10 protein-coding genes and 1 other annotated feature are annotated in these 11,900 nt (G+C 41.3%); of the genes, 6 read left to right on the forward strand and 4 right to left on the reverse strand.

Annotated elements, in window-relative coordinates; all coding sequences use genetic code 11:
* The first annotated feature begins 370 nt into the window (after positions 1–370).
* Positions 371–1,177 (forward strand): alpha/beta fold hydrolase, encoded by an 807-nt coding sequence (locus tag KZ793_RS20995; protein WP_225817083.1) that lies wholly within the window; start codon positions 371–373, stop codon positions 1,175–1,177.
* Here the strand turns inward: KZ793_RS20995 and KZ793_RS21000 are convergent.
* Positions 1,137–1,448, reverse strand: a complete 312-nt coding sequence (locus tag KZ793_RS21000; protein ID WP_225817084.1) for a hypothetical protein — start codon at positions 1,446–1,448, stop codon at positions 1,137–1,139. The two genes, KZ793_RS20995 and KZ793_RS21000, sit on opposite strands and share 41 nt — an antisense overlap.
* A gap of 528 nt (positions 1,449–1,976) precedes the next feature.
* Here KZ793_RS21000 and KZ793_RS21005 point away from each other — a divergent pair.
* Both KZ793_RS21005 and tyrA read left to right on the forward strand, forming a co-directional pair.
* A complete protein-coding gene (locus tag KZ793_RS21005; protein WP_317987491.1) occupies positions 1,977–3,071 on the forward strand; it encodes a 3-deoxy-7-phosphoheptulonate synthase in 1,095 nt (364 codons plus the stop codon).
* A 5-nt stretch (positions 3,072–3,076) separates the two neighbouring features.
* Positions 3,077–4,198, forward strand: a complete 1,122-nt coding sequence (gene tyrA, locus KZ793_RS21010) for a bifunctional chorismate mutase/prephenate dehydrogenase (RefSeq protein WP_225817085.1) — start codon at positions 3,077–3,079, stop codon at positions 4,196–4,198.
* Positions 4,199–4,238: 40 nt separating this feature from the next.
* Here tyrA and pheA read toward each other — a convergent pair whose 3' ends face one another.
* From pheA to bamD, 3 genes are all read right to left on the reverse strand, one after another.
* Positions 4,239–5,396: a bifunctional chorismate mutase/prephenate dehydratase gene (gene pheA, locus KZ793_RS21015; RefSeq protein WP_225817086.1), complete on the reverse strand. Its 1,158-nt coding sequence runs from the start codon at positions 5,394–5,396 to the stop codon at positions 4,239–4,241.
* Between the two features lie 56 nt (positions 5,397–5,452).
* Positions 5,453–5,572 (reverse strand) — a sequence feature (Phe leader region).
* A 245-nt stretch (positions 5,573–5,817) separates the two neighbouring features.
* Complete coding sequence (raiA, locus tag KZ793_RS21020) at positions 5,818–6,180, reverse strand: ribosome-associated translation inhibitor RaiA (RefSeq protein WP_225817091.1); 363 nt, start codon at positions 6,178–6,180, stop codon at positions 5,818–5,820.
* Positions 6,181–6,464: 284 nt separating this feature from the next.
* Positions 6,465–7,196 carry an outer membrane protein assembly factor BamD gene (gene bamD, locus KZ793_RS21025; RefSeq protein WP_225817092.1) on the reverse strand — a complete coding sequence of 244 codons (732 nt, stop codon included), beginning with the start codon at positions 7,194–7,196 and terminating at the stop codon, positions 6,465–6,467.
* A gap of 138 nt (positions 7,197–7,334) precedes the next feature.
* Between bamD and rluD the strand changes: the two genes are divergently transcribed.
* From rluD to clpB, 3 genes are all read left to right on the forward strand, one after another.
* Positions 7,335–8,312 carry a 23S rRNA pseudouridine(1911/1915/1917) synthase RluD gene (rluD, locus tag KZ793_RS21030; protein ID WP_225817087.1) on the forward strand — a complete coding sequence of 326 codons (978 nt, stop codon included), beginning with the start codon at positions 7,335–7,337 and terminating at the stop codon, positions 8,310–8,312.
* Positions 8,313–9,044: a purine nucleoside phosphorylase YfiH gene (gene yfiH / locus KZ793_RS21035; protein ID WP_225817088.1), complete on the forward strand. Its 732-nt coding sequence runs from the start codon at positions 8,313–8,315 to the stop codon at positions 9,042–9,044.
* A 133-nt stretch (positions 9,045–9,177) separates the two neighbouring features.
* Positions 9,178–11,751: an ATP-dependent chaperone ClpB gene (gene clpB / locus KZ793_RS21040; RefSeq protein WP_225817089.1), complete on the forward strand. Its 2,574-nt coding sequence runs from the start codon at positions 9,178–9,180 to the stop codon at positions 11,749–11,751.
* Positions 11,752–11,900 lie beyond the last annotated feature (149 nt).

The following is an 11,900-nucleotide window of genomic DNA, read 5'->3' on the forward strand; positions in this document are numbered from 1 at the left end:
ATGTGAAGTACCAAGAGAAGCACGAACATGAGGACAATCAATTATCGCTGAAAGGGATGTGAAGTGAAGGCTCTGAGAGTCTGAACTAATAGCGCCCCTCTGGGGCGAAATCAATGCCCCCTTCTATGAAGGGGGATTTTTACTTGTCAACTTAAAACCGCGTTTTGCGGGCGTGGTCATCAATTTGGTTTTGGCTCTGTTGTATTTTTAATTATTGTAATGAAGAATCAGGCTAAATACGGGCAGTTTTTTAGTCATCGATAAATTATTCGGCAATACATTATTATCAGATCGTAATAATCTTAAAGACAATTATTTTGAGAGTTTTAGAATAATTTCAAACGTGATTAACTGACTATAAGGATTTGCTTTGAAAACTTTTCAAATACATAACAAAACAATGGCTTACCGAGATGAAGGTGAAGGTTTCCCGTTATTACTGGGGCATAGCTATTTGTTTGATTCTACTATGTGGGAGCCTCAGATCGAGGTATTAAGTAAACAATACCGGGTGATTGCTCCTGATCTCTGGGGACATGGAAACTCGGCAGAGCTACCAGAACAACATAGCACTTTGGTTGATTTAGCTCGGGATTACCTGGCGTTGATGGATCAACTTGGCATTAAAGAATTTGCTATTATTGGCTTATCTGCTGGTGGCATGTGGGGAACTGAGTTGGCAGCCATGGTACCGGGCAGAGTTAAGGCACTGATTTTGATGGATACTTTTGTCGGATTAGAACCTGAGGTGACTCATACAAAATACTTTGCGATGTTGGATGCGATAGAGCAGGTTGGTGCAATTCCTCAAGCTGTTTTGCAACAGCTAATAGTGCCAGCTTTCTTTAGTCAGCAACCTGCTCAGCATTTAGTTGATGAATTAATTCAGCGTCTGGTTGCCATTCCTGCGGAAATATTGCGTAATAGTATTGTTCCGTTAGGTAGAATAATATTTGGGCGTGAAGATAGAACTCATTTGTTGGAAAAATTAGATATTCCCTCACTTGTGATTACAGGTGAACAAGATACGCCTCGCCCGCCTCTGGAGGGTTATTTGATGGCTGAAATATTGCACTGTGATCATATTATTATCCAGGATGCAGGGCATATTTCCACATTGGAGCAACCCGATAAAGTTAATCAGGAATTAATTGCTTTTTTACAGCAAGCTTTGTAACAAATATTTTAGTCTTTGTAACAGATATTTTAATAAAGAGGCCGGATTTTCCGGCTTCTAGTGTATTGAGTTTAAAAGAGTGATATATACCTAATAGATTTCGAGTTGCATCGCGACGGCAAGGGAGCGAATCCTCGGGAGCATAGAGAACTATGTGACCGGGGTGAGTGAGTGCAGCCAACAAAGAGGCAGCTTGAAAGATAACGGGTATAAACTTTTTCATCACAATATAACCTACATAATAGGCGTTGATGGCACAGATTCTTTTCATGATGAGTGCTAGACAATACGCATCCAATTATTCTATAACGAGCTGTAGTCATATCATTATTTCTCTTAATAAATTAATGAAAAAACGAGTTGGATATAGTTTAATATTTTATGGGTGCATTCGGTAACTTTATATGAAATATAAACTGCGATTATTGATATTACCTATTTTTAATAATAGAAATGAGATAAATATATTTTTTATCTGATGATTTTAAATGGAAAAATAAAATATTAACGATCATAAAATATTGATTCAAATATTGCCTTTTGTATTTTCATATTAATCTTATTTTAAGATAACCATTTCTAATATTTTTCTATATGAAATAATTTTGGTCTTATTAATTAGTTCTAGAATAGATTTATCGTTGAATTGACTCCTTTTTCATTTTTTGTAAAAAATAATTTACAGTGTTTTGGATTTGTTTACACTTTTGGATTGTATTCTTTACGATGCGTGATATGTTATTAGTCAAATGCATAAAAACAAATGAGTACAGAATGATAACTTGAGGAGAAAATCAAAATGTTCATGCAAAGAGATGCACTTAATAACGTTCACATCAGTGGTGAGCAAATTCTTATCACTCCAAAAGAATTAAAGCAACAATACCCACTGAGTGATGATGATCTGCATGCTATTGCAAATGCACGTAAAACAATTGCGGATATTATTCAGCGCCGTGATCCCCGTTTGCTGGTAGTGTGTGGTCCTTGCTCTATTCATGACGTGGATGCGGCTCTGGATTATGCTCACCGTCTGGCCGCCCTTTCTGCTGAATTGAGTGATAGCTTGTACATCGTCATGCGTGTCTATTTTGAAAAGCCTCGTACAACAGTGGGTTGGAAAGGTCTTATTAATGATCCATTCATGGATGGTTCATTTGATGTGGAAGCTGGCCTGCATATTGCTCGTCGCTTACTACTTAGTTTGGTTAAAATGGGATTACCTCTTGCAACAGAAGCTTTAGATCCGAATAGCCCACAATATTTGGGGGATTTATTCAGTTGGTCTGCAATTGGTGCGAGAACCACAGAATCGCAGACACACCGGGAAATGGCTTCAGGTTTATCTATGCCTGTTGGTTTCAAAAATGGGACTGATGGTAGCTTGAGCACCGCAATTAATGCGATGTGTGCAGCCGCTATGCCACACTGTTTTGTGGGAATAAATCAGTCGGGGCAGGTGTGTTTATTACAAACGCAAGGAAACCCGAATGGGCATATTATCTTGCGTGGTGGTAAAACCCCTAATTACAGCGCCCAACATGTAATGGAATGTGAACAGCAAATGATGCAGTCTGAATTATTACCATCCTTGATGATTGATTGCAGTCATGGTAACTCTAATAAGGATTTTCGTCGCCAAAGTTTGGTTGTGGATTCTGTTGTGGATCAGATCATTTCAGGGAATCTCTCTATTACTGGCATTATGTTGGAAAGCAACATTAATGAGGGTAACCAATCTTCTGAACAACCGCGTAGTGAAATGAAATATGGTGTATCAGTTACTGACGCGTGTATTAGTTGGCAGACGACAGAGGCAATTCTAAGAAAATTACATCAGCAAATTAGCATGCAATTGTCGCAAAGAATGACAGTACTGAAAAAAGCGGGATAATAAATATGGCGGCTGAATTATCTCAATTGCGGGATAAGATTGATGAAGTGGATAAAGCTTTGCTGGGTTTGCTGGCAAAACGTCTGGAATTAGTCGCAGAGATTGGTGAGGTAAAAAGTCAGAATGGGTTGTCAATTTATGCGCCTGACAGAGAAATGGTGATGCTTGCTTCACGTCGGCAGGAGGCTGAAGAGTTTGGTGTTCCACCGGATTTAATTGAGGATATTCTGCGCCGTATTATGCGGGAATCCTACACCAGTGAGAATAACAAAGGGTTTAAAACGCTTTGCCCTCAATTGGGGCCGATAGTCATTGTTGGTGGCTTGGGCAAAATGGGGAAACTATTTGGCCGTTTGTTAACTTTGTCTGGTTATGAAGTCAGAAATCTGGAATCGCAAGATTGGCCTAACGCGGAGCAGATTCTGGCGGGTGTGGGTATGGTGATTATCAGTGTACCTATTCATTTGACAGAAGAGGTTATTCACCGTTTACCGTCATTACCTGACCATTGCATTTTGGTGGATTTGGCATCGGTTAAACAGCAACCATTACAAGCTATGCTTGATGTGCATAAAGGTCCAGTGTTGGGACTACATCCTATGTTTGGGCCGGATGTTGGTAGTTTGGTAAAACAAGTTGTTGTTTACTGTGACGGACGTCAAGAGGAAGCTTATCAATGGTTTTTAGAACAGTTGTTGATTTGGGGGGCTTGCTTGCATCAGATGAGCCCTGAACAGCATGATAAAAACATGAGCTTTATTCAGGCGTTGCGCCATTTCACGACATTTGCTTATGGGCAATATCTCTCACAGGAAGGTGTTGATTTACAACAATTGTTATCAATATCCTCACCTATTTACCGTTTGGAACTGATCATGGTCGGGCGGTTATTTGCGCAAGATCCTCAGCTTTACGCGGATATTATTATGTCATCACCAGAGAATATTGATCTTATACGCCGTTATCATCAAAGTTTTGGGCAAGCGCTAGAGATATTGGAAAACCAAGACAAACGGGCTTTTGTCAGCAATTTTGAAGATGTTAGTGAATGGTTTGGTGATTATGCACCTCATTTTATGAGAGAGAGCAGGGTATTGCTTCAACAAGCGAATGATAGTCGCCAATAATTAAAAAGAACCGGATATTTTAATATCCGGTTCTTTTTAATCAGGAGGGGTTAACCGGTATCACACTTTCTGTTGGGTAACATCCCAATACCTTTAATGAATGAGTGATTTTCGCCAATGCTTTCAGGACGTGTTGCATATTGATTGAACGAATATTAGCTTGTACATCAATATAAAACATCTCTTCCCACGGATTTCCGTTAATCGGGCGAGATTCCAGCTTACTCATAATAATATTATGTTTTTTCAGCACCATTAGCGCATCTACCAGTGCTCCTGCCTGCTGTCCGGTTGCCATAATAAATGTCGTTTTGGCCGGTACCTGTTCTGCAACGTCAATCGGCTGACGGGCAACAATAATGAAACGAGTAATATTATGTGATTGGTTTGCTAGATTCTGTTCCAGAACCTGTAACTGATAAAGTGCACCCCCCGCTTCACTACCTAAAGCTGCAATTTCTGGTGAATTCTGTTCAGCGACCTCTTGCATCGCTGCGGCAGTGCTTTCACAATATTTAATTTTCCAATGTGGGAGTTGATTAATATATTGGCTACATTGTTGGAATGGTTGAGGGTGACTGTAAACCGTTTTGATCTCTGATAGCGTTGTGTCTCTTGCAACGAGTAGGCAATGGTCAATAGGAATAGTTATTTCTCCCACAATTGACAAATTGGTATGTTGCAACAAGTCATAAACATCATTGATGGAACCAGAGCTAGTATTTTCAATGGGTAATATTCCGTAATCCGCTTGGCCTGTTTCAACCAAGGAGAAGATATCCTGGAATTTATGGCAGCTACATTCAACTAGTTGATTGAAATGGCGTGCAGCATATTGACGGGCTGCGATATGAGAGTAGGAACCTCTAGGACCGAGGAATGCAATACGCGCTGAATCGTGAGGTGTTTGGTTTAGGTGTTGCTGCAATAATGCTTGTTGAGTGAGTACGGAATCTTCGATGATCATCTGAAAGAGACGAGAAATATAAAAACCATCAAGTCCGTAGCTTTTTCCTGTTTTGATTAGAATGTCTAATAGTTCTCGTTCGCGATCCTTGTCTCTGATGGGGCGATTATCTTGTAACTTAGTTTGTGCAATATCAGAAGCTAATTGGCGACGCTCTGCTAGTAAAATCAGCAACTTTAAATCAAGTTCGCTGACTTTTTTCCGTATGTTCAGCAAATTATTTTGATCCATAAATGAGTTCCTAAATGGGTTATTCACATTCTGATAATAATAGGTTTGCAATGGACAGAAAAAAGCCTCCCGGGGGGGAGGCTTGTTGTTCGTCTTCTCATTCTTTTTCCAACGACAAAAGCCTCCCTCAGGAGAAAGTAAAAAAGAAAGAAAAGAAAAACAGGCTTGTATTCATTATATTCTCTTATCCATAGTTTGTGTAAACGATATACTGTGACACCAGCCCAGTGGGCAGAAACGACGAGTCCCGTCGTTTTGAATTCGTCAATACCTTGTAAAGTCCTTTAGACTTTTCGCTTTATATCCCCGTCCGCACTGGACAAGGGTTTATGGTGGTTTTTGTTAATTAACCTTATGTTGTTGTTTCTGTCAACAAAAAACGCGTCCAAATTGGGCGCGTTAGAGGCAAGTCATTGTTATTTTATTGTGATATTTCTGGTTCTATTTCTAGTTGTGTTTCTAGGTTAAGATTTGATTCTTTAACACTGTTGTCAGTCCGGCGTGCTTCTCCCTTATGCTGTACTTTATTCAACTGGCGCTCCAGTTTTGCTAACAATTCATTGATAGCAATATACATATCTTCATGCTTTGCACCGGCAACTAGCATACCATTTGGTATACTTATGGTTGCATCAGCTCTAAAAATTTGAGGCCCTTTTGATAGAATAATATGAGGATTTATCAGATTTACTTGCCATTTATTTAGTTTGCTTAGACGTTTTTCTACGTGGTTGCGAATTGCCGGGGTAATCTCCATTTGTTTGCTGGTAATATTCACTATCATATAGTTACCTCTCATTATTGATTATCCACCTTCAATAATTTCAGCATACATTTCTTTTTCATGAAAAAGGTGATCTAAATCACTTTTAACCAGACGTGGGGCAACTAGTTGAAGTAATTGTGATTAGTGATAAAAATACGAAGAATATTTATTGCGGGATTGAGTCTAATGAGACATTATTGACAAGTTGAGTTTTTCTCAACTCTGCTGATAAGTAGTCTTTTTTGGATTTTATAAGTAAAAACAAAACAGCGGCCGGTGCCGCTGTTTTGTTATCTGCTTCTTTATACAGGATTAGCAGCAATGAGTTTTGCTACTTTCTCTGCCTGGGTTGTCAAACCCAAACGTATATAAGCTTTTTTCATATAAGGCAGTGCTTCCAGAGTTGATTGTGTGTCAGGGTAATCACGTAACATTTGTTCAATTCGATTTACCACCGCGACATAGGCACCACGTTTGTTATAATATTCCACAACAGAAAGTTCATATTTTGCCAGGCGCTCTTTGGTAAACATTAAACGCTTAATCGCATCGGCAGTATACAAGCTGTTAGGATGATAGCGTACTAATTGGCTAAAATCCTTGAATGCTACCCTGGCGTGTTCAGGGTCACGATCTGAGCGGCCAATGCCGAAGAAACTTTGCAATAGACTGTTATCCAAGGCTTGTGAAGTTAATCCCCGCATGTACAGAACATAATCGATGTTGGGATGAGTTGGATTTAGGCGTATGAAGCGGTCAATGGAAGCGAGAGCCATTGGCAAGTCAGAGGATTTATAATAAGCATAAATCAGATCGAGTTGTACTTGCTGCGAATAGGGGCCAAATGGATAGCGATTATCGAGGGTTTCCAATTGTTTGATCGCATCTCCATAGCTACCTTTTTGCAGCTTTTCCTGACCCTTAGAGTAAATTTCCGCAGGTGGGCTGTCGGGGACAGCATTTTTATTACCAGAGCACCCGGAAAGTACCAGGCTCAATGTGGCGGCCGCCGCCAGATATTTCATGCGTATCATCACGTGTTGATTATCCTCTGAGTGTTTTTCTGGGAGACTATCCATGAAGCTCCCGGCAAAAGATCGAGTTACAATAGCACACTATATTAAATTAAACGGCTCTGCCGTCAAAACTCAACGTAAGTGTAGAAACAATATATGGCACAACAAATACGACTTAATACAACAGTCGCCGAATCCCAGCTCGGTCAACGTTTAGATCAGGCTTTGGCTGAATTGTTCCCTGATTATTCAAGATCACGCATAAAAGATTGGATCTTGGATGACAGAGTTCAGGTTAATGGCAAATTAATCAATAAGCCAAAAGAAAAAGTACTGGGCGGTGAAGAAATTGCAATTGATGCCATCATTGAAGAAGATGCGCGTTGGGAACCTCAGGATATTGCGTTAAATATTGTCTATGAAGATGATGACATTCTAGTAATAAACAAATCGCGTGATTTGGTCGTCCATCCAGGAGCAGGAAACCCAGATGGTACAATATTGAATGCACTGTTATATCATTATCCTGAAATCGCCGATGTTCCTCGGGCAGGCATTGTTCACCGTCTTGATAAAGATACGACAGGGCTGATGGTCATTGCTAAAACGGTTCCCGCTCAAACTCGTTTAGTCGAATCACTCCAACTACGCGAAATTACCCGTGAGTATGAAGCGGTGGCGGCAGGTCGTATGACGGCGGGTGGAATTGTTGAAGAGCCAATTTCTCGTCATCCAACAAAACGAACACATATGGCGGTGCATCCAATGGGCAAACCGGCTATTACCCGTTATCGGGTAATGGAACATTTTAGGGCACATACTCGTCTGCGGCTGAGACTGGAAACCGGCAGAACACACCAGATACGCGTTCACATGGCCCATATTAGTCATCCATTGGTGGGCGATCCTTTATATGGTGGTCGTCCTCGTCCTTTGAAAGGGGCTTCTGATGAGTTCCGCGAGGTAATGCGTAACTTTGATCGTCAGGCATTGCACGCCACGATGCTGCGTCTTTATCATCCGATAACCGGCATTGAAATGGAATGGCATGCTGAATTACCGGAAGATATGGTTATGCTGATTAAAGCATTAAAAGCAGATGCGGAAGCGTTTAAAGACGAAATGGATTGGTAAATGACTGCACTTATTTTTCCAAACTGGCCACAACCGACGACAGTAAAAGCCTGTAGTTCTACCCGCTTAGGGGGAATTAGCTTGTCACCTTATGATAGCTTGAATCTGGGTAAGCATGTTGGTGATAAACCTGATATTGTTGAACAAAACAGGCATATTTTAGCGAAAATGGCGGAACTGCCTCAGCAGCCGGTCTGGCTAGAACAAGTTCATGGTACGCGTGTTGTGAGACTCAATGACCAGCCACTGGAAGATAATAGAGCTGATGCTGTTTATACCAATATTCCTGGGCAGGTTTGTGCTGTGATGACAGCAGATTGCTTGCCTGTACTATTTTGCAGTTCTGCTGGTGATGAGGTTGCGGCTGCCCATGCGGGCTGGCGAGGTTTATGCGCTGGTGTATTGGAGAATACGATCACTCAATTTAAAGCTAAACCTAATCAGATCCAAGCTTGGTTAGGGCCGGCAATTGGCGCGAAAAAATTTGAAGTTGGTAATGAAGTTTTGGAAGCATTCACTATCCAGCATGCTGATTTGAGTCAAGCTTTTACACCTTTTGGTGAAAAGTATTTAGCGGATATCTATTTGTTGGCAAAATTAAAATTGCAATCTGTAGGTGTGAAAGCGATTTTTGGTGGGAGTGAGTGTACTGTCAGTAATAAAGAGAAATTTTTCTCTTATCGTCGTGATGGGATCACCGGACGTATGGCAACTTTAATCTGGCTGATATAACCTATCCCGTAGGGCGATCCGTTGGCGCATAAGAGAATATCTTACAATTTGCTTTTCAGAATAACCTTGAATATTTGAGGAATGGCCTCATTTAATCTCCAGTAGCAAAATTCTGAACAGTATTGGAGGTGTTATGCGTCTGGATCGTCTTACTAATAAATTCCAGCTTGCTCTCGCTGACGCCCAGTCCCTTGCACTTGGGCATGATAATCAGTTCATCGAACCAATTCACTTAATGAGTTCACTGTTAAAACAAGAGAGTGGCTCTATTCGCCCATTATTAACGTCAATTGGAATCGATGCGGGCCGTTTCAGCAATCAGCTTGAGCTGGCTTTAGAACGTTTGCCGCGGGTACAGGGTGTTGGTGGTGATGTACAGCCATCCAATGATTTAGTTCGTCATTTAAATCTGTGTGACAAACTAGCACAAAAAGCCGGGGATAATTTTATCTCCTCTGAATTATTTGTTCTGGCAGCATTGGAAGAACGTGGCACATTAAGTGACATATTGAAAGCTGTTGGCGCAACGAAAGAAAAAATCACTAGAGCAATAGAACAAATGCGTGGTGGTGAAAAAGTTGATGATCAGGGAGCGGAAGATCAACGCCAAGCCCTGAAAAAATATACTATTGATCTAACTGAACGCGCTGAACAAGGCAAACTTGATCCGGTGATTGGCCGTGATGAAGAAATTCGCCGCACCATTCAGGTATTACAACGCCGTACCAAAAATAACCCCGTCTTAATTGGTGAACCCGGGGTTGGCAAAACCGCCATTGTTGAAGGGCTTGCTCAACGGATCATTAATGGTGAAGTTCCTGAAGGGCTTAAAAATAAGCGAGTCCTTTCCCTTGATATGGGAGCGCTGTTAGCAGGGGCCAAATATCGTGGTGAATTTGAAGAGCGTTTGAAAGGTGTGCTGAACGACCTTGCTAAACAGGAAGGCAATGTCATTCTGTTTATTGACGAATTGCATACTATGGTTGGTGCAGGTAAGGCTGATGGGGCAATGGATGCTGGTAACATGTTAAAACCCGCCTTGGCTCGTGGTGAACTTCACTGTGTTGGTGCAACAACACTGGATGAATATCGTCAATATATTGAAAAAGATGCAGCGCTGGAACGCCGTTTCCAAAAAGTTTACGTTGCAGAACCTTCCGTAGAGGACACTATCGCTATTTTGCGCGGTCTGAAAGAACGTTATGAGTTACATCATCATGTACAAATTACCGACCCTGCAATTGTCGCGGCAGCAACATTATCTCATCGTTATATCTCAGACCGTATGTTGCCGGATAAAGCTATCGACTTGATCGATGAAGCGGGTGCCAGTTTACGTATGCAAATGGATTCAAAACCGGAAGCGCTGGACCGTCTGGAACGTCGGGTTATCCAATTGAAGTTGGAACAGCAAGCGCTGAAAAAAGAGTCTGATGATGCCAGTAAAAAGCGGCTTGAAATGCTTAATGAAGAGCTACTCGTAAAAGAACGAGAATATTCTGAACTAGAAGAAGAATGGAAAGCGGAAAAAGCAGCACTTACGGGTACTCAGTACATAAAAGCGGAATTGGAAAATGCCCGTATCAGTTTAGAACAGGCACGCCGCAGTGGTGATTTAGCGAAGATGTCTGAAATTCAGTATGGAAAAATACCTGGATTGGAAAAACAACTTGCCGCAGCCACACAAGCTGAAGGTAAGCATATGAAACTGCTTCGTAACAAAGTTACTGATGCGGAAATTGGAGAAATTCTTGCTCGTTGGACGGGTATTCCTGTTGCCAGAATGCTTGAGAGTGAAAAAGATAAACTGTTGCGCATGGAGCAAGAGCTGCATAAACGTGTTATTGGTCAAGATGAGGTAGTCGATGCAATCTCTAATGCGATTCGCCGTAGTCGTGCTGGATTAGCTGATCCAAACCGTCCGATTGGCTCATTTCTGTTCCTTGGTCCAACTGGCGTTGGTAAAACTGAGTTGTGCAAGGCGTTAGCGAATTTCCTGTTTGACAGAGATGATGCAATGGTACGTATCGATATGTCTGAATTTATGGAAAAACATGCCGTATCACGGTTAGTAGGAGCACCGCCGGGATATATTGGTTATGAAGAAGGTGGTTATTTAACCGAAGCTGTTCGTCGTCGACCTTATTCCGTTATTTTGCTTGATGAAGTGGAAAAAGCGCACCCAGATGTATTCAATATCTTATTACAGGTGCTGGATGATGGTCGATTGACTGATGGGCAAGGTCGTACTGTCGATTTTCGTAACACGGTTGTAATCATGACTTCTAATCTTGGGTCGGACATGATCCAGGAGCGTTTTGGTAGTCTAAATTATGATGAAATGAAAGATATAGTGATGGGAATTGTTAGCCATAATTTCAGACCTGAATTTATTAACCGTATTGATGAAGCTGTTGTGTTCCATCCATTAGGGCGTCGGCATTTGTCAGCGATTGCAGATATCCAATTGCAACGTTTATACAAGCGTCTGGAAGAACGTGGTTATCAGGTTACGATTACTCAGCAAGCGTTGGAAATGTTGGCAGAAGTCGGGTTCGATCCTGTTTACGGTGCACGGCCATTGAAGCGAGCTATCCAGCAGGAAATCGAAAACCCATTAGCTCAAAAGATACTTTCCGGCCAACTATTGCCAGGAAAACCAATTACTCTGGATGTGGAAAATAGCCATATCGTAGCAAAGCAATAACGTTATATTTAACGAGAGATAAGGGGCAGGAAACTGCCTCTTTTTTTATCATTTTGCGCATTAAATCGCAATTTGTCATTGTTTTTGCTTAATTGGTGTTCGAATGGATTCTTTTTGTAATTAAATACTTGCCAGCGCCGAAGAACCCC

It is taken from the genome of Photorhabdus antumapuensis, from assembly GCF_020387775.1.
GTDB classification, from domain to species: Bacteria; Pseudomonadota; Gammaproteobacteria; order Enterobacterales; family Enterobacteriaceae; genus Photorhabdus; species Photorhabdus antumapuensis.